This window comes from Kribbella alba (assembly GCF_039529635.1).
In the GTDB taxonomy this organism is placed as follows: Bacteria; Actinomycetota; Actinomycetes; order Propionibacteriales; family Kribbellaceae; genus Kribbella; species Kribbella alba.
Map to the genome: position 1 here is coordinate 279,680 of NZ_BAAANE010000001.1, position 17,018 is coordinate 296,697.

16 protein-coding genes and 1 tRNA gene are annotated in these 17,018 nt (G+C 67.8%); 5 read left to right on the forward strand and 12 right to left on the reverse strand.

Annotation, left to right across the window (positions count from 1 at the left end):
* Positions 1–26: 26 nt before the first annotated feature.
* From ABD210_RS01380 to ABD210_RS01420, 9 genes are all read right to left on the reverse strand, one after another.
* Positions 27–854 carry a siderophore-interacting protein gene (locus tag ABD210_RS01380; protein ID WP_344107692.1) on the reverse strand — a complete coding sequence of 276 codons (828 nt, stop codon included), beginning with the start codon at positions 852–854 and terminating at the stop codon, positions 27–29.
* 169 nt (positions 855–1,023) lie between these two features.
* Complete coding sequence (locus tag ABD210_RS01385; RefSeq protein ID WP_344107694.1) at positions 1,024–1,746, reverse strand: cation diffusion facilitator family transporter; 723 nt, start codon at positions 1,744–1,746, stop codon at positions 1,024–1,026.
* Entirely contained in the window at positions 1,743–2,072 is a 330-nt protein-coding gene (locus ABD210_RS01390; RefSeq protein WP_344107696.1) for an ArsR/SmtB family transcription factor, read from the reverse strand. Before ABD210_RS01390 ends, ABD210_RS01385 begins: the two co-directional genes overlap by 4 nt.
* Positions 2,073–2,273: 201 nt before the next feature.
* Complete coding sequence (locus ABD210_RS01395; RefSeq protein WP_344107698.1) at positions 2,274–2,690, reverse strand: VOC family protein; 417 nt, start codon at positions 2,688–2,690, stop codon at positions 2,274–2,276.
* Between the two features lie 48 nt (positions 2,691–2,738).
* Positions 2,739–3,875, reverse strand: coding sequence for an endonuclease (locus ABD210_RS01400; RefSeq protein ID WP_344107700.1), 1,137 nt, complete (start codon positions 3,873–3,875; stop codon positions 2,739–2,741).
* 430 nt (positions 3,876–4,305) lie between these two features.
* Positions 4,306–5,139: a carbohydrate ABC transporter permease gene (locus tag ABD210_RS01405; protein ID WP_344107702.1), complete on the reverse strand. Its 834-nt coding sequence runs from the start codon at positions 5,137–5,139 to the stop codon at positions 4,306–4,308.
* Entirely contained in the window at positions 5,136–6,110 is a 975-nt protein-coding gene (locus ABD210_RS01410) for a carbohydrate ABC transporter permease (RefSeq protein ID WP_344107704.1), read from the reverse strand. Before ABD210_RS01410 ends, ABD210_RS01405 begins: the two co-directional genes overlap by 4 nt.
* 4 nt (positions 6,111–6,114) lie before the next feature.
* Complete coding sequence (locus tag ABD210_RS01415) at positions 6,115–7,377, reverse strand: extracellular solute-binding protein (RefSeq protein WP_344107706.1); 1,263 nt, start codon at positions 7,375–7,377, stop codon at positions 6,115–6,117.
* A 299-nt stretch (positions 7,378–7,676) separates the two neighbouring features.
* Positions 7,677–8,459, reverse strand: a complete 783-nt coding sequence (locus tag ABD210_RS01420; protein ID WP_344107708.1) for a PrsW family intramembrane metalloprotease — start codon at positions 8,457–8,459, stop codon at positions 7,677–7,679.
* Between the two features lie 102 nt (positions 8,460–8,561).
* On the opposite strand from ABD210_RS01420, the gene ABD210_RS01425 reads away from it, so the two are divergent.
* The 3 genes from ABD210_RS01425 to ABD210_RS01435 all read left to right on the forward strand — a co-directional run bounded on the left by ABD210_RS01425 (position 8,562) and on the right by ABD210_RS01435 (position 10,329).
* Positions 8,562–8,987 (forward strand): PASTA domain-containing protein, encoded by a 426-nt coding sequence (locus ABD210_RS01425; protein ID WP_344107710.1) that lies wholly within the window; start codon positions 8,562–8,564, stop codon positions 8,985–8,987.
* 76 nt (positions 8,988–9,063) lie between these two features.
* The gene (locus tag ABD210_RS01430) at positions 9,064–9,489 is read left to right on the forward strand and encodes an SRPBCC domain-containing protein (protein ID WP_344107712.1); all 426 of its coding nucleotides are present in this window, start codon (positions 9,064–9,066) and stop codon (positions 9,487–9,489) included.
* Between the two features lie 12 nt (positions 9,490–9,501).
* Positions 9,502–10,329 carry a carbon-nitrogen hydrolase family protein gene (locus tag ABD210_RS01435; protein ID WP_344107714.1) on the forward strand — a complete coding sequence of 276 codons (828 nt, stop codon included), beginning with the start codon at positions 9,502–9,504 and terminating at the stop codon, positions 10,327–10,329.
* A 180-nt stretch (positions 10,330–10,509) separates the two neighbouring features.
* On the opposite strand, the gene ABD210_RS01440 is transcribed toward ABD210_RS01435, so the two are convergent.
* Positions 10,510–10,707, reverse strand: a complete 198-nt coding sequence (locus ABD210_RS01440; RefSeq protein ID WP_344107716.1) for a hypothetical protein — start codon at positions 10,705–10,707, stop codon at positions 10,510–10,512.
* 226 nt (positions 10,708–10,933) lie between these two features.
* Between ABD210_RS01440 and ABD210_RS01445 the strand changes: the two genes are divergently transcribed.
* Positions 10,934–11,911 carry a helix-turn-helix domain-containing protein gene (locus tag ABD210_RS01445; RefSeq protein WP_344107718.1) on the forward strand — a complete coding sequence of 326 codons (978 nt, stop codon included), beginning with the start codon at positions 10,934–10,936 and terminating at the stop codon, positions 11,909–11,911.
* 38 nt (positions 11,912–11,949) lie between these two features.
* Here ABD210_RS01445 and ABD210_RS01450 read toward each other — a convergent pair whose 3' ends face one another.
* Positions 11,950–15,636 carry a S8 family serine peptidase gene (locus ABD210_RS01450; protein ID WP_344107720.1) on the reverse strand — a complete coding sequence of 1,229 codons (3,687 nt, stop codon included), beginning with the start codon at positions 15,634–15,636 and terminating at the stop codon, positions 11,950–11,952.
* 244 nt (positions 15,637–15,880) lie between these two features.
* Positions 15,881–15,964: transfer RNA gene (locus ABD210_RS01455), tRNA-Leu, on the reverse strand.
* A gap of 233 nt (positions 15,965–16,197) precedes the next feature.
* Here ABD210_RS01455 and ABD210_RS01460 point away from each other — a divergent pair.
* Positions 16,198–17,016 carry an FHA domain-containing protein gene (locus tag ABD210_RS01460; protein WP_344107722.1) on the forward strand — a complete coding sequence of 273 codons (819 nt, stop codon included), beginning with the start codon at positions 16,198–16,200 and terminating at the stop codon, positions 17,014–17,016.
* Positions 17,017–17,018 lie beyond the last annotated feature (2 nt).

Below are 17,018 nucleotides of genomic sequence, written 5' to 3' on the forward strand. Positions count from 1 at the left end.
CAACTGCGCGGATGGTTGAGGTTGTTCTACGCGGAGGCTTCGCGTTCCTTGCGGGCGGTCTCAGCCTTCTCGGCCTGCCAGCCGTCTTCGTTCTTGCCGAGGCGCCAGTAGCCGGACAGCGAGACCTGGGCACGCGGGAGGGCCCGGTCGGTGAACAGGTGCTTGCGGAGGCGGGCCACGAAGCCGGCCTCGCCGTGGACGAAGGCATGCACAGCGCCGGGCGGGAACTCGAGCCCCTCGACGGCCGCGACCAGGCCGTCACCGCGGGCGGCAGTGGTCCCGGCCCGGTGCAGCCAGGTCACCTCGACGTCGCCGGTACCGCTGAGCTTCTGCTCCTCCGTTTCGTCCTCGACCTCGACGAACACCTTCGCGTGCGCGCCCGCCGGGAGCACCTCGATCGCGGCAGCAATCGCCGGCAGTGCGCTCTCGTCACCCACGAGCAGATGCCAGTCCGCCGCCTGGTCCGGCGCATATGCACCGCCAGGGCCGTTGAACCACAGCTTGTCGCCCGGCTGCGCGTCAGCCGCCCAGGGACCCGCGACCCCTTCGTCACCGTGGTGCACGAAGTCGATCGTCAGTTCGTGGGTCGCCTCGTCCCAACTGCGTACGGTGTACGTCCGCATGGTCGGCCACTGCTCCGAAGGGAACTGCTCCCGGACGACGCCCAGATCCAGCGGGTCCGGGTACGTCACGCCGGCCTGGGGGAACAGGAGCTTAACGTAGTGGTCGCTGGTGCCGTTGTCCGCGAAGTCGTCGGAACCGAAGACCACCCGGATCATGTGCGGGGTGATCCGCTCCGTCCGGCGCACGACCGCCAGCTTCGCCCGGCGGCTACGGGGTGCGGGGTTGCTCACGCGACCACGGTTCCTCTCAAACATCAGCGGAGTTGTTAGGTAAACCTAAGTCAGGCTAACCGACACGCCTAAACGCAGTACGCCATGCTGCCCGACAGCGGCGCCAACGAGAGCCGGGATCACGCGATTGCGCTGCAGCTGGAGGCATTCAACCCAGCTGAGCTTGCTGCTAGTCCGCGCAGCAGCCGTCGTCGCAGGTCGGGGACTTGTCAGCGCCGGACTGAGCGGGCGCGCAGCAGCCCTCACCGCGCCAGGACTGAACGCCTTCGCGGACTGCGACGGCTGCGATCACCAGTCCGGCGACGGGATCGGCCCAGAACCAGCCGAGGGTCGCGTTCAAGACCAGCCCGACCAGCAGCACCGCGGACAGATAGGTGCACAACAGCGTCTGGGTGCCATCGGCAACCACTGCGTTGGATCCAAGAGCCTTGCCGGTACGCCTTTGCGCGAACGACAACAGGGGCATCACCACCAGCGAGGCGATCGCCAGGCCGATCCCGATCCCCGAGGCGTGGGCCGAGCTCTGGGTCAGCAGAGCGCGCACGGACTCCACCGTCACATACGCGGCGAGCCCGAAGAAGGACAGCGCGATCAACCGCAGAGCACGACGCTCGCGGGTCTCGGGTAGCGGGTGCCGGAACTGCCACAGAATGATCAGCCCGCTAGCCACCTCGACAACCGAATCAAGCCCGAACCCCACCAACGCGACCGAGCCCGCCACCGACCCCGCCGAGATCGCGACGCCGGCCTCGACCAGGTTGTAACCAACACTCGCCCCCGCCAACCACTGCGCCCGCCGACCAAGCTGTTGTCGTCTGGCTCCGGCAGTCCGGTCCGAAGAGACCAGAGGTAGGACTGGCGGTTGGTTGGCGGCGAGGGACGGCTCGTTCATCTGCAGTCGCCCTCGGCGTCCGGGCGGCAGCAGGCGGGGTCGACGGCGAGCACCACCCTGAGCAGTTCGTCGAGGGCCGTACCGAGGCTCGGATCGGCGAGCTCATAGCGGGTACGACGCCCTTCGGGTTCCCCGACGACCAGCCCGCACCCGCGCAAGCAGGCCAGGTGGTTCGACAAGGACTGCCTGCTGACGCCGATCCGCTCAGCCAGGTCGGCCGGATAGCTCGGCCCCTCGTGCAGCACGAGCATCACCTGCGTCCGAGTCGGATCAGACAACGCATTCCCGAACCGCGCCAACACCTCACCCCGACTGATCGTGTCCACAACCGGAGACAGTACATCAGCCGATGTATTCAACGGAAGCTGTACTCCGCGCCGAAGAGGCCGGTGTCTACAGACCTGCTCGACCGCAGCGCAGCGCACGGCGTCATAGCCGCGGAGCGAGCCACCCACAGCCAGGTCGGCGGCCCGCTGCGACAACTTCTCGTCGAGCTCGATGACGTCCGGGGCAGCTCTGGTCGGAGGTCAGGTGGCGAAGACCTGGGAGTCGTCGGCGAAGGCTTTGAATTCGAGGGCATTGCCGGCGGGGTCGTGAAGGAACATGGTCCATTGCTCGCCTGGTTGGCCCTCGAAGCGGAGGTAGGGGTCGATGACGAAGGTCGTGCCGGCCGCGCGGAAGCGGTCGGCGAGGGCGTGGAAGTCGGGGATGGTGAGGATCAGACCGAAGTGCGGGACGGGCACGTCGTGGCCGTCGACCGGGTTGTGGATCGCTTGCGGGCGGGCCGGCGCGAGGTGGGTCACGAACTGGTGGCCGCTCAGGTTCCAGTCGATCCAGCTGTCGGAGCGGCGGCCGCGCTCGCAGCCGACCACGGAGCCGTAGAACTCCGCGGCGGCGGCGAGGTCGTCAACCGGCATGGCGAGGTGGAAGCGAGGCAGATTCATGCGCTCAACTTATTCGCCCGGCCGCTCGCTTCGAAGCAGTGTCCACGATCAGGGCCAGATCGAGGCGACCCACTCCGGGTGGTCGATGAACGGGTTGCGGTTGTGCTGCCAGGTGTCGTAGATGACCTGGTTGCGGCGTTTCTCGAAGGCGTCCGGCGGGTCGGCCGCGCTCCAGGCCTTGAGCACGGAGAGCTTGCCGATGTACGGCGCGCTGCCGTTGTTGACCGAGTTGTTCGGCTCCAGATCGGCGAACCCGTCGCCACCCTCGTACCGCACGGCCATGTAGAAGATCATCCGTGCGACATCGCCGCGAACCGCCGCCCGCGGCGCGAACGAGTCGCCGTCGGCCGTGCAGCCGGGGCACTCGGTCACCGCGGTGCCGCCGTTGTCGAAGTCGAGGTTGCCACGCGAGGCGTTCACCGAGACGTCCTCCGGCCGGAGGTGGTGCACGTCCGTGCCGGGGCCGGTCGCAGTACCGAAGTCGCCGTGTGATTTCGCCCAGACGTGTTCGCGGTTCCAGTCGTTGACCCCGCCGCCGTTGGTCGTCTTGCTCTGCGAGCGGCCGGAGTACAGCAGGATCACGTTGTTCGCGTTGGCCGGGTCCTGGTCGGTGTCCTTCAGCGCGTTCCAGACCTGGTCGTAGGTCAGCTTGGTCTGGCTCGAGATGATCGTGTGCAGAGCCGACTTCAGCGCCGCGCCGGTCTTGCCCGCGGCGTTCGCGTAGTAGTCGCCCGGGTCAGGGGGCGTGCCGGGACCACCCGAGCCGCCACCGCTGAACGCGGTCGGATCCTTGAGTCCTGGATGCGAGAAGTACGCCGTGAGCGTCCCCGTCACGGTGATCTTCGTGCCGAGCAGTCCGGGGTTGGTCTGCAGCCCGTACTGCGCTCGGAAGGTGGCGGGGATCTGGACGTAGAGCATGGCCGACGTGCTCGTCTGGCTGCTCGAGTCGGCCAGTGCCAGCGCGGTGTCGCTCGGGAAATTGCTCCGGACCACCGTGTTGGTGGCGGTCGGCTGCCCGACGACGTAGCCCTCGACGGTGGCGACTGACCCGTCCTGGCGTGCTAGCGCGGTACTGACAGGAATGGTGGCGGTGGTCGCGGCGGTCGACGGCGTTACTCCGAAGGCGAGCAGCGCGAGGATCAGGCCGACGATCAGGGTGGGTCGCGAAGCACGAAGAAGTGGCACGGCGATTCTCCCAGGGGCGGTTGGGAACCAATGCGTCGCAGGCCAGTCTGCCCGCCCGTGGCGTCCATCGAACGTGAATGCCGGCAAAAGTTGTCCGACGATCAGGCGAAGCCCAGCTGTCAGGTGTGGTCTGGGCAGTTGAGTCGGTGGGGCGGCGGGCGCGTGCTGCGCGGGCCGCCCCACCTAGGTGTCCGGGCCCCCATCAGGCCGCGACTGCTGCCGTGACCTGCTCGCCCTTTCACCAGCGAGGCGCTACTGGCGGGCAGCACCTCACCGACCGGTGGGAAGGGACGAAATGTCCCACTCCAGGGTCTGGCGCGATGCGGACGCCGCTACGGACCGTACTCAGTTCGGAACGGATTGTCCATGGGTTCCGGAGGCCGTCTCACAGTACTGACGGGTTACTGATTCAGCAGCTGATCGTGTCGGACTAGCCCTTCACTGCGCCCGCGGCCACACCCGTGGTCACCCGGCCCTGCAGAACAAGGAAGATCAGCAGCACCGGCAGCATGAACAGGGTCGCCGCGGCCATCGTCGCGCCCCAGTCCGTGCCGAAGGTGTTGCTGAACGAGGACAGCCAGACCGGCAGGGTGCGCTGGTTCTGCTCCTTGATGATCAGCAGGTTCGCGAAGGCGAACTCGTTCCACGCGGTGATGAAACCGAACAGCGAGGTGGACAGCAGCCCGGGCGCGAGCAGCGGGAACACGATCCGCCGGAACGCCTGGAACTGGTTGCAGCCGTCGACCTGCGCGGCCTCCTCGAGCTCGATCGGGATCGCGTTCAGGAAGCCGCGCAAGGTCACGATGGTGAACGGCAGCGTCATCATGAAGTAGATCAGTGTCAGCATCGGCAACTTGTCCAGCATGTTCGTGTCGCGGGCGATCACGTACATCGGGATCAGCAACGCTTCCCATGGCGTCATCTGGGCGACGAACACCATCAGGATGAACGCCTGCCGTCCCTTCCAGCGCATCCGCCCGACCGCGAACGCGGCCAGGCACGCGACCACGAGAGCCAGCAGGACGCCGCTGATCGCGACGAACGCGGAGTTCCGCCAGAAGAGCCAGAACCCGTCCGCGTGCACCGCGGTACTGAAATGGCTGAAGGTGATGTTGGTCGGGAGGAACGACGGGGTCTCCGCCTGGATGTCCTTCGTCGGCTTGAAGGCCGTCAGCACCATCCAGTAGACCGGGAAGACGGAGAACGCGAAGACGCCGAGGGCCAGGATGTTCAGCGTGATCCTGCGGCTGAGGCGGGTCCTCACAGCTCACCTTCTTCCTTGAACATCTGCCGGAAGTAGGCCAGCAGCACCACGGTCAGCAGCAACACCGTGACCATCGAGATCGCCGCGCCCAGGTCGTAGCGGTTCAGCGACTGCGCGATCTGGTACGCGTAGACCGGCAGCGTCAGGGTCGCGTTGCCCGGGCCGCCCTGGCTGATCGCCCAGATCTGCACGAAGCACTTGAAGATCCAGATGATCTCCAGGCACAGGATCAGCCCGAACATCGGCCGCAGGATCGGGAAGGTGATCAGCCAGAACGTCTTGAAGCCACCCGCGCCGTCGATCTGGGCGGACTCGTGCAACTCCTTCGGCACGGTGGTCATCGCGGCGTACAGCGTCAGCGCCGCGAACGGCACGGACTGCCAGACGATCAGCACGACGATGATCGCGAAGGTTGAGGTGCCGTGCGCGAACCAGGCGTACCCGTCGTACTGCTTGAAGCCGAGCGCCACGAGCACCCAGTTCACCACGCCGAGCTGGGACTGGAAGAGCCACTGGAACACGGTCGTCGCCGCGATCACCGGGATCGCCCAGGCGAGCACCAGGCCACTCATCACGGCGAACCGCATCCACTTGCCGAGGGCCCCGATCAGTACTGCGACCAGGGTGGCCAGCACCAAGATCAGGCCGACGTTGATGGCGGTGTAGACGAAGGTCCGGCGGACTACGTCCCAGAACATCTGGTCGGTGAGGATCTTGCGGTAGTTGTCGAACCCGACGAACTCGGCGCCGCCGCGGATCAGCTGGCCGATGCCGAACTTCTGGAACGAGATCAGCAGGTTCCGGACCAGCGGATAGGCCAGCAGGTATGCCGTACCGAGGACGGTCGGCGCGACCAGCAGGTAGGGAAGGACTCGCACCCACAGGGGTCGCCCCCGCCGGGCCGGGACCGGCGTACCGGTCCCGGGGGCGGGGGCAACAGCTGTGGTGGTTTCTGCTTCAGCCACAGCCATGGTTCTACTTCGAGTTCAGGGCCTGGGTGATGATCTCGTCGGCAGCCTTCGCCGCGGCGGCCGGGTCACCGCCGGTCAGCACCTTGGTCTGGTACTCCTTGATCGGGTTCTTCGCCTCGACCGCGGCCCAGTTCGGCGAGTTCGGCGTCGCCTTGCCGTTCGCGGCACCGGCCGCCATCGCCGCCGTACCCTCGTCCGAGCCGACGGAGGACGCCAGGCTGGTCCGGTTCGGCACGTACTTCATCGTCTTGGCCAGATCGGTCTGCCACTGCTCGCCGGCCAGGTCCTTGATGAACGTGTACGCCGCGTCCTGGTTCGCCGAGGCCTCCGGGATGATCAGGTCGGACCCGCCGGTGAAGACAGCACCCGGCTTGTCGGCGGTCTTGCCCGGGATCGGGAAGAAGGCCAGCTTGTCCTTCAGCGCCGGGTTCGCCTGCGCGATCAACTCGGCCGCCCCCGGGACCGCGATCATCTGCGCGACCTTGCCCTGCGCGAACACGTCGGTCTGGGTCGGCTTCGCCTCGTCGGAGTCCTTCGGGCCCTTGCCGAGTGCCTGGAGCTGCTGGTAGAAGTCCATCCCCTTCAATGCCTCGGGGGTCTCCAGCGCGCCCTTCCAGGTGTCGCCGTCCTTGACCGCGAGGTCGCCGCCCTCGTCCCAGATGAAGCCGGACAGCACGTAGAAGTTCTGCCCGGGCAGGTAGATGCCCTGGTTGCCACCGGTGTTCACCTTGGCGGTGTCGGCCAGCCACTCCTCGCGGGTCTTCGGCGGGGTGGTGATGCCGGCCGCCTGGAACAGGTCCTTGCGGTAGACGACGACCCGGTTAGCGGCGTAGTACGGGATGCCGTACTGCTTGCCCTCGTAGTTGCCCGGTCCGGCCAGACCCTCGATCCAGTCGTCGCCCTTGAGGTCGGACTTCTTGTCGGTCAGGTCCTTGACGCCACCGCTGGCCGAGTACTGCGCGACCTGGGTGTTGCCGACCTCGATCACATCCGGCGCATCCTTGCTGGCCAGCGCGCCGATGATCTTCGGGCCGATCCCGTTCCACTCCTGGATCTGGACGTTGGCCTTGATGTCGGGGTGCTTGGTGGCGAAGTCGTCGGTGAAGCGCTTGAGGAAGTCGTCGGAGACGCTGCCCTTCATCAGCCACACGTCGATGGTCTTCGGACCTGCGGCGGCGTTCGTGTCGCCGCCGTCGGAACCACACGCGGCGAGCGCGGTGAGGGAGAGAGCCGCGACTGCGGCGACGGCAAGGGAACGGAACTTCATCGGATCACCTCGGGCGGAGTAGCCGGATCAGGCTCCGGCTGACTGGTATGAACCTGTCGTTCAGTGGCGCATAGAATTGCCCAGTTTCCGCAGACCCGTCAATAGTTCAGTAGGTTCCGTTACTAAGTCGTGAGAGCGTGTTCTTGGGGTAACCTGCCTGAAACCTTCCGTTTTCAGAGCACGACTCGCACCAGTCGTTGCACATCACGCAATAGACCAGTCGGCTCACTGGTAAAGAATTCAGCGGACCAGTGCAGCGCACAGGTAAGCGCTCGCCCAGCTGGGCCGGCGCGGAAGCGTCAGGCCGGGACGCTGCTGTCGAGGCGCTGAGCCCGCCTGAGGCCGATGACCAGAAGACCGATCGAGATGACGCCGACGATGGCGTAGGTGACCCAGCCGCCGATGCCGTCCCAGGCGGTGTGCAGCGCGACGGCCAGCGCGTACATGCCGAGAAAGCCGAGGAATCGCCTGCCGCTCGGGGCGACAGCGAATCGCCAGAGACCCCAGCAGGCGATTCCGGTCCAGGCGGCGTGACCCGCAGGGGAGAGCAGGCCGCGGATGAACAGCGTCTGCTCGGCGGCTCCGATGTTGCCACCCGATTGGATCAGGGCGACGAACGCGTAGCCCATGGTTTCGAGCACCGCGAATCCCGTCCCGACGGCGACCCCGATGACGATGCCGCCGGCGATCGAGCGGTACCGGTGGCCGAAGAACAGCACCAGGACGACCGGGACCACCAGCTTGGCGGCCTCCTCGATCAACCCGACGCCGAGCATGGGGAGCGCGCCGAGCTTGCGCATCGCGTCGTACTCGACCAGGCCGGCCACCACTACGCCGACAACGCCGCCGAACAGCAGCGAGACGCCGAGGGTCGGCCCGTCGATCAGCCACCGGCCGGAGCGGCCGTCGGCGAACAGGACGAAGGTCAGCGGGACGACGAGGGCACCAAGAAGGATCATCGTCGGGACGAGATTCGGGTTCCTCGTGTCAGTCACCACGGCGAGCACCAGTAGGTAGAGCCCGCTGCCGATCACGAACGTGCCGAGCCAAGCCCACCTGCGCAAAACCTGCTGAGCAGTCATGCCACCGATCCTCCACCCGCCCGTCGCCGGCCGCACCGGGATGGCGAGGCGTGTCGTCAAGGCTCAGTTGCAGCTTGTCTGGTGCTGAGTAAGGTCAGCTAGATGAGGCTGGCGCTCTGCGGTGTGGTGTTGCTGGCCGCAGGTTGCGGCGGTGCTGGGCCGGTCGCGCAACCGACTGTGACGGTGACCGACGTTCTGCCTTCGTTGAACGCCTCCGTTGGCCCCGGCACCCTGCCATCGCTTCCGCCGCCGTCAGTCACAGCCGGTACTACGGTCCGCCCGCCGCAGGCGACTCCGGCGCCCAGAGTGGGCGTGGTCCCGAACGTGGTCGGCGTGAACCATCAGCTGGCGCAGGACACGATGCAGGCGGCGGGGTTCTACTACCTGACCGAGGAAGATGCCTCAGGCAAGGGACGCTTGCTGGTCAACGACCGCAACTGGGTGGTCGTGTCGCAGATCCCCGCGGGAGGCACCACCACGTCCCTCGACACCAAGATCACCCTCCGCTCCAAGAAGGTCGGCGAGTAGGGCGGACCGGCGTACGGTGCATCTCGGGCGGCAGCCGGCCGTTGCGGTTCGGAGCCGGCGGCCCGAGGATGACGCCATGGGCTTCGAGGCGATCGTGCACGAGTACGACCTGCGGTGTGGGGCGGAGCAGGCTTTCGAGGTGTACGTCGCCGGGCAGTGGTGGCATCCGAAGTACACGCCTGACCCCGGCTCGTTCGAGAAGCTGACGATCGGGCCGGAGTCGGTGGTGCTCACGCACAGGGGACTCGGCGAATTCGTCATCGGCCAGGTGGTGGAGTCCTCGCCGCCCAGCCGGCTGGTCTACACCTCCACGCTCGCGCAGACGCCGGAGTGGCCGAGCGAGATCACTGTGGCGTTCACCCCCGGTGCGGACGGCTGCCACATCGGCTTCGAGCACGGCGGGTGGAACGACGGCAATGCGGCGGATCGGAAGAAGTTCAGCGACTGGCCGGAGATCCTGGATCGGTTCGTGGCGCTCGCGGATTCTGTCGGCGGGTCCTGAGACCGTTGGGCGATGACGGGGATTCGCATTGCCATTGCTCAGCCTGAGGTGACCGCCGACGCGCGGACGAACGGGTCCACGGTCCGCAAGCTGATGCGGAAGGCGGCCGCCGGGAAGGCCCGATTGGTGCAGTTCCCGGAAGGCCTGCTGTCGGGATACGCGAAGGAGCAGATCCAGGACTGGGCCGACGTCGACTGGCCCGCGGTTCGCGACGAGCTCGAGCAGATCATGGCGCTCGCCGCGGAGCTTCGTCTGTGGGTCGTGCTGGGCTCCGCGCATCCGTTGACACCCCCGAACCGCCCGCACAACAGCCTCTACGTGATTTCGGACCAGGGTGAGCTCGTCGACCGCTACGACAAACGGTTCTGCTCGCAGACGGAGATCACCCGGTTCTACAGCCCGGGCACCGAGCCGGTGGTGTTCGACGTCGACGGCTACCGGTTCGGCCTGATGATCTGCGTCGAGATCAACTTCCCGCACCTCTTCTCGGAGTACGAACGCCTCGGCGTCGAGTGCCTGCTCCTCTCGGCGTACCCGATCGACTCGGTCTTCGAGGTCAAGGCCCGGGCCTACGCCGCGATCAACTCCTACTGGGTGGCGATGTCGCTGCCGGCCCAGACCAACCACCTGATGCCGTCCGGACTGATCGCCCCGACCGGCACGTATGACGCCCTTCTCTCGGACACCGACCTCGCGATCGCCGACCTCGACCGAGACGCCCCCGACCTTCACGTCCCCCTCAACCTCGCCCGCCCGTGGCGCGCCGCCGCCCTCAAAGGCGACATCTACCGCACCCGCCGGGTAACAGACCCCCGCTCCGCCAACCGCACGACCACCTGAGTGATCCCGGCTACCGCTACCGGCTTCTTCGTCCGGTAGCGCCGAATTTTGCCGCCAGCGGCCGAAGAACCCGGCAGCCAACGCCCTCGGCGCGCCCGGGTGGCTCGACCGCGGATGGAAGCCCTTGAAATAGCTCGACCGCCGGCCCTGACTGCCGGCGGTCGAGCTTTTGGTGGGCGGTCAGCGGGGGCGGAGGCGGGTCAGTAGCCGGGCAGCGGGGGCTCGGTGGCGGCCGGTGCGGGTGGTCAGAGCGGGTTGGGCGGCGTGGCGGGGGTCGCCCCGGTGCGGGGTGGTGTTGCCGGCGCCCAGCAGCAGCCAGGCGGCGAGCGCGGCGGCGGCAACCAGCCCGGCGACACCGGCATAGTCGGTCCAGTTCATGGTGTTCTCTCTCGATGGCGGCTCGGGCGGGAGGTCGCGGTTGCGTCGTTCACCGGTAGTGACGGGGACCTACGGGTTTCGTGATGGCACTCCGGTGCCACGAGTGCCAGCCCGCCCGGCTGACGCAGCTGTGCCGGAGCCCGAGCCGATCGATGGACGAAAATGCTCGCCACCGCGCCGGATCGCCTGCTTAGGTTGTGCTCCGAGCACGGGGAGGTGACGCACGATGCACGACGGGTCGATGCTGGATGCCCGCGAGGAGCAGGCCTACCGACTGTTGGTCGGACTGTCCGTCGCCAGGTCGGCGGAACTGGCGGAGGTCGCGAAGCTGTCGCAGCAGGAGGCGGACGAGGTGCTGCAGCGGCTGCAGGCGAAGGGCCTGGTCGCTGTCCAGCCGGGCGAGGAGCCAGTGTTCCGGCCGCTGCCGCCTGACGTCGCCCTCGGTACGACGCTGCTCCGGCGGCAGGAGTCGCTCGAATCGGCACGCAAGACCGTCGCTTCGCTCAGCGAGGAGTTCCGCGCGAGTGCGAGCCGCCGGGACGCGCACCACCTGGTCGAGGTGATCGTCGGCGCCACCGCGCTGCGGGACCGCCTGCGCGACCTGCAGAACTCGGCCCGGGAGGAGATCCTGTGGTTCTGCCGGGCCAACCCGCTCGCGATGCCGGGTGCGGAGAACACAGAGGAGTACGGCGCACTCAGCCGCGGCGTACGGTATCGGGCTATCTATGAGCGGGCGTTGCTGGAGACGCCCGGCGAGCTCGACACCATCGCTGAGGGGGTCAGCTGGGGTGAGGAGGCTCGGACGCTCGCGTACCTCCCGGTCCGCCTGGCGATCGTCGACCGAGCTACTGCCATCTGTCCCCTGGTCAGGGATGACGAGTTGGGGATAGGAGAGCCAACAGCCGCAGTGATCGGCCGGGGCCAGCTACTCGACGCTCTGCTCGCACTTTTCGAGACTCACTGGGAGCAGGCGACTCCGGTGCGGCTTCAGTCCGATGCGGCGCCGGATCCGGAGGGCCTGGACGACTCCGAGCGGTTCTTGCTCTCCCTGGTGGTTGCAGGAGTGCCGGACAAGTCGATCGCGTCGCAGCTGGGCATCAGCCGCCGTACTGTTCAGCGCCGCCTCGACCGGATGATGTCCCTGGCCGGTGTGGATACACGCACCGGCCTCGCGTTCCAGGCGGCCAGGCGTGACTGGTTGTAGGAAGGCGCGGGCAGGTTCCACCTACCCGCGCCCAGCTACTACTTCAGCCCGTAGGCCCGGATGACCGTCTGGCTGATCTTGTTGCCTGCGTTGTCGCCGGCAACTACCCGCAGGGACACCGTCCCCTTGCCGGCCGGGACCATCGCGACGTAGTGGCCACGAGTCCCGACCGCGATGATCCGGCGCCACGTCTTGCCCTCGTCGAACGACACCTCGGCCTGCAATGAGGTAGAGCGAGGCGCAGCGGCTCCGGCCTGCTGGTGCACGTTGAACCCGACCAGATGCGGCCGCGCCGTGACCCGCCCGGTCAGATCAGTCGGCACCGAGTAGTCCACCTGCAGCAGCGGCAGCGCCGTAGTCGCCGACGTCGTCTTCGAGCGGAAGTCCCAGACCGTGCGAGTCCTGGTCCCCCAGTTCCACTCACCCTCGGGATCCACGCGCTCCGTCGACAGCTCCAGCTTGTACGCCGAGTCGGCGCCGCTGGTGATCACGTCCTGCCAGGCGTCGGGGAGCTCCGCCACGACCTTGCCGTCCTGCGAGAGCACGGCCGAGGCAGACGTGGTCTCACCGAGCGTGTAGTGCCCGGCCGCATCCACGAACGTCGGCACGCGCAGCGACAACCTGTCCGCGGTCCGGGTGGACACCACCCCCGGCGCAGCGGCCGGGCGGACCACCGGGCCGAACCAGGTCTCAGTGGAGGACCCGGGCTTGTAGCTGCGCGGTACGGAGGTCATGCCGCCCGCCAGCGGGTTCATCGAGTCCCAGGTGAAGAGGTGGTTCACCCGGTGCTGCCAGAGCGAGTCACCCGAAGTCACCCACTCCTCGCGCACCTTCGGGGTCTGGACGAACCGCTGCGAGTCGTTCCAGGAGTATTCCTGCCACGGCCGCCAGCCGAACCGCTGCTCCTTGGCCCAGTTGAACCCACCGTTGTCCGCGTACGCCGTGGTCACCCGCGAACTGTTGGCGGCAGTCACCTTGTAGGTGATCTTGCTGGGGATCTGTCCGGCCGAGACCTGCTGCACGTCGTACAGGTAGGGGCTGGAGGTGGTCAGCGTGAGGTCGATCGTGGCGCGACCGGCCCGCGCACGGTCGATCAACTTCTGGCCGTCCTTGGTGGTGGTGACCATCGCCGGGATCGGTTCACGGTCGCCGGTAGGGTTCCAGACGGTCCACGCCGACCAGTCCGGCGGCCGGACCAGGATGACTCCGGCTGCACCGGCCTTGGCGGCCGCGGCAATCTGCTCCTGCTCGCTGCCGTCCTCGCTAGTGGCCAGTACTGCGATGGCACCCTTCACACCGCGCAGGTCCGGACCGGCGGAGACCAGGCTGAACCGCTTCTTGGCCTCGAATGACGGGGACTGGTGCAACAGGTTGATGTCCAGCGGCCCGGACACCCCGGCGACGGAGGCCTGGACCAGCGGCGCGACCAGTTGCCAGCGAGACGAGAACTCGAAGCTGCCTTCGGCCACAGGCTTGGTCGGCGTGACCAGGACCTGCTTGACGGTGCTGAAGTGCATCACCCCATGGCTGATCGTGCGGCCGTTGCCGTACACACGGTGCACGTAGTAGCTCAGCACAGCCTGCTGTTCGGACGGCTTGGGCGTCTCGATCGTGATCGGAGCCGCCTTGCGAGCGTCGATGACCACCTCGATGTCCTTGGTCACGGCGATGTTGGGATCCGTGAACAGGCTCACCTTCTCGTCCTGCGGGTCGTTGTTCTCCACGATCGAGTGCAGCAGGTAGGTGCCTTCCTCGACCTCCGCCTTGTACGTCCCGCCCTCGGGGATCCAGGCGAGGGTGTCGGACCGCGAGTTGTCGCCGAACAGGGAGACGACCGGCACCCCGGCCGGCTGGCCGTCGAGGCCGACCGCGCGCAGCGTGACAGTGTGCCTCGGCCCCTGCCGCAGCGCGCCGACCGCGGTGTGTGTGACGACGCCATTGGGGCCGGTGGCAACGATCCAGCCGCTGTGCAGGCCGCGGTCGAGCTTGGCCGGGTCCAGAGCCACCGGTACGTCGGCGCTGCCGCTTGCGGGCACGGTGATCGTGCTGGGCAGGCTGAGCGCGTCCGTCTCCGGCTGGTGCGAGTCGAGGTTGTCCACGCCGACCGCGAGGTTCAGCGTCACCGGCGCGGTCGTGTCGTTCTTGTAGGTGATCGTCTTCGTCGAGGCGCCTGTCGTGGTCTGCAGGCCGAAGTCGGCGACACCGGTCGCGTAGACCTTCTGGCCAACAGCCCGGGCGACGTCGACTCGCCCGGCGCCCTGGGCATACACGCTCAGGTCCGTGGTCGTCTTGGCCGTGCTGACGAGCGCGTCCTTCAGGCGATCCGCCTTCCAGTCCGGGTGCGCCTGGGCCAGCAGGACGGCAGCGCCCGCGACGTGCGGCGCGGCCATCGAAGTACCGGATGCGGCCGTGTAGAGGGCGTCGAGCGGCTGGCCCATCGCGGTGCCGGCCGCGCGGGCGGCGACGATGTCGACGCCGGGCGCGGTGATCTCCGGCTTGAGGCCGTCGTCGCCGAGGCGCGGGCCGCGGCTGGAGAAGTCGGCCAGGGCGTCGTTACGGTCGACCGCGCCGACGGTCAGGGCCGAGGCCGCCGCACCGGGAGTGCCGATCGACTGGTCCATGCCCTCGTTGCCCGCGGACACGACGAACAGCGTGCCGGACCGGGCGGTGATGTCGTTGACCGCCTGGCTGAGCGGGTCGGTGCCGTCGGTAGCGCTGCCGCCGAGGCTCATGTTGACCACCTTGGCGCCTTGCGCCGCGGCCCACTCCATCCCGGCGATGATCGAGGACTCGTAGCCCATGCCGTCGTCGCCGAGCACCTTGCCGATCAGCAGGTCAGCCTTGGGTGCGACGCCCTTGCGGGTTCCGCCCGCGCCGGCGCCGGTCCCCGCGATGGTCGCGGCGACGTGCGTGCCGTGGCCGAAGTGGTCGACCGTGCCGGTCGGGCTGCCGGAGAAGTCCACGGCCTGCTTGACCTTGCCTGCAAGGTCGGGATGCGTCGCGTCGACACCGGTGTCCAGTACTGCGACGTCCACGCCGGCGCCTTCGTATCCGGCCTGCCAGGCAGCGGGTGCACCGATCTGCGGCACGCTCCGGTCCAGCACCGGATGGACCTTGCCGTCGAGCCAGACCTTGGCGATCCCGGTGTTCAGGGTCCGGGCGTTCTGGGCCGGCTTGATGGTCTTCCACAAGGCGGGGAGTTCGTCCTTGGTGGCGGTGATCGCTGTGGCGCCGATCGACGGGAGCTGCCTGACAGACGTAGTACCGGCCAGCGACTGGGTCCGCGCAGCGGCCTGATCGGAGTACCGGACGATCAACGGAAGGCTGCTCGCCGCTGAGTCTCCGAAGCCGTCCGCTATCAGCTCGTTCACATCGAACAGGTCCGCATCCAGGACGCCCGTAGAGATATAGGGCACAGCGTCACTCGGCAACACCCGCAGGCCGCCGTCCACCTCGATCGTATGGAATGCGATCCCCTCCCGCCCGGGCGCAGGCTGCACACTGGCGGCCTTCTTCCCGCCACCGGCATCGCTCACCTCCACCACGTCGCCCGTGATCAGCGTGACCTTGGCCGACTTCCCTTGTACTGCGGGCGCCGGGCCGGCGGTGGTCCCGGCCGAGGTGGTCGAGCTTGCGGGTGGAGCGGCGGCCGCGGGGACCACCGCGGTACTGCCGAGCGCGAGGACAGCCGCGAGGGTGGCGGCGCGTTTCACGGATGAGGACATGGGTCGGATCTCCTTCGAGAGGCAGGGGGCAGGCACCTCTTCCGAGCGAGTCTGCAGCCCCGACCCCGTCCGGCGCCCTGTCCACCCCTGCCGTCCCTGCGCCATGTCCCAACCACGCCACCCGGGCACCGCCCGGGATCCTCCGAAAGGACGAAATCCGAGCCTGGCAAGGCCACCGATCAAAGTGGCCCTGGACAAGCAAAAACTCCCGGTCAGAAAGACTGACCGGGAGTTCGAGACGCTGTGCGCGAGGGGGGAGTTGAACCCCCACGCCCTTTCGGGCACACGGACCTGAACCGTGCGCGTCTGCCTATTCCGCCACCCGCGCGCTGGTCACTTAGAGCGAGAAAAACCCGCCACCTGCGACCGAGGGAAAACATTAGCACGGCCTACGGCAGACTCTGACATTGCGGGTTGGTTCGAACCTCCCGATACGATCGATCGTCGTACCAGTGTGTCCACCGGGCTGGTGGGCACGGCGTGCGGCGAGCCTGATGGAGGCGCCGGACGGCAAGCACCATCGTTGGCCCCAGCCGACGACCCGACCGTAGAGGAGGACGCGTGCGACCGCTGCAGCGGTTTGAGCGACGCCTCGAGGGCATCGTGAGCGGTGTCTTCGCGCGCGCGTTCAAGGGTGACGTGGAGCCGATCGAGTTGGCCGCGGCGCTCAAGCGTGAGATCGACAACACCGCCCGGATCCTGTCCAGGGACCGTCGCCTGGTGCCGAACCACTTCACCATCGAGCTCGGCCCCGGTGACTTCGAGCGGCTGAATGCCTACGGACGAACCCTGAACAACGAGTTGGCCAACGAACTGCGCGACCACGCCGACATCCAGCGCTACACCTTCTCCGGACCGATCGAGATCGAGTTGACCCAGCAGGACGACCTGCCGACCGGCAAGTTCCGCGTCGTCAGCGCCACCGTCAGCAACCCCCAGCGCCGCCGCCCGCCCGAACCGCAGCCGTTCGCGCCGGACCCGAACGACGGCCAGACCGTGCTGCAGAGCGCGCCGGTCCCGCCGCCCGCCGCACCGCCGGTACGCCAGGGCCACCCACAGGTGATGCTCGAGGTGAACGGGCGCCGGCGTCCGATCAACCCACCGGGCGTCGTGCTCGGCCGCGGCACCGACGCGGACATCCAGATCAACGACCCGGGGGTCTCCCGCCGCCATGCGGAGATCCGGTTGATGCCGGAAGGACCAGGAGGTGTCAGGGTGGTCCTGGTCGACCTGGGCTCCACCAACGGCACGCTGGTGAACGGGCGCCGGGCCGCCGAGGCCGAACTGACCGACGGATCGACCGTGAGGATCGGGAACACCACCATGACGCTGCGCCTAGCGGACGAGCCGATCGCCCAGCCGCCGAGCAGCGGGTGGTGACT

Bases quoted from the DNA above. Each gene is read 5' to 3' on its own strand.
- ABD210_RS01385 (WP_344107694.1), bottom strand. From the start codon at position 1,746: ATGAACGAGCCGTCCCTCGCCGCCAACCAACCGCCAGTCCTACCTCTG.
- ABD210_RS01395 (WP_344107698.1), bottom strand. From the start codon at position 2,690: ATGAATCTGCCTCGCTTCCACCTCGCCATGCCGGTTGACGACCTCGCC.
- ABD210_RS01410 (WP_344107704.1), bottom strand. From the start codon at position 6,110: ATGGCTGTGGCTGAAGCAGAAACCACCACAGCTGTTGCCCCCGCCCCC.
- ABD210_RS01415 (WP_344107706.1), bottom strand. From the start codon at position 7,377: ATGAAGTTCCGTTCCCTTGCCGTCGCCGCAGTCGCGGCTCTCTCCCTC.
- ABD210_RS01420 (WP_344107708.1), bottom strand. From the start codon at position 8,459: ATGACTGCTCAGCAGGTTTTGCGCAGGTGGGCTTGGCTCGGCACGTTC.
- ABD210_RS01425 (WP_344107710.1), top strand. From the start codon at position 8,562: ATGAGGCTGGCGCTCTGCGGTGTGGTGTTGCTGGCCGCAGGTTGCGGC.
- ABD210_RS01430 (WP_344107712.1), top strand. From the start codon at position 9,064: ATGGGCTTCGAGGCGATCGTGCACGAGTACGACCTGCGGTGTGGGGCG.
- ABD210_RS01435 (WP_344107714.1), top strand. From the start codon at position 9,502: ATGACGGGGATTCGCATTGCCATTGCTCAGCCTGAGGTGACCGCCGAC.
- ABD210_RS01440 (WP_344107716.1), bottom strand. From the start codon at position 10,707: ATGAACTGGACCGACTATGCCGGTGTCGCCGGGCTGGTTGCCGCCGCC.
- ABD210_RS01445 (WP_344107718.1), top strand. From the start codon at position 10,934: ATGCACGACGGGTCGATGCTGGATGCCCGCGAGGAGCAGGCCTACCGA.
- ABD210_RS01450 (WP_344107720.1), bottom strand. From the start codon at position 15,636: ATGTCCTCATCCGTGAAACGCGCCGCCACCCTCGCGGCTGTCCTCGCG.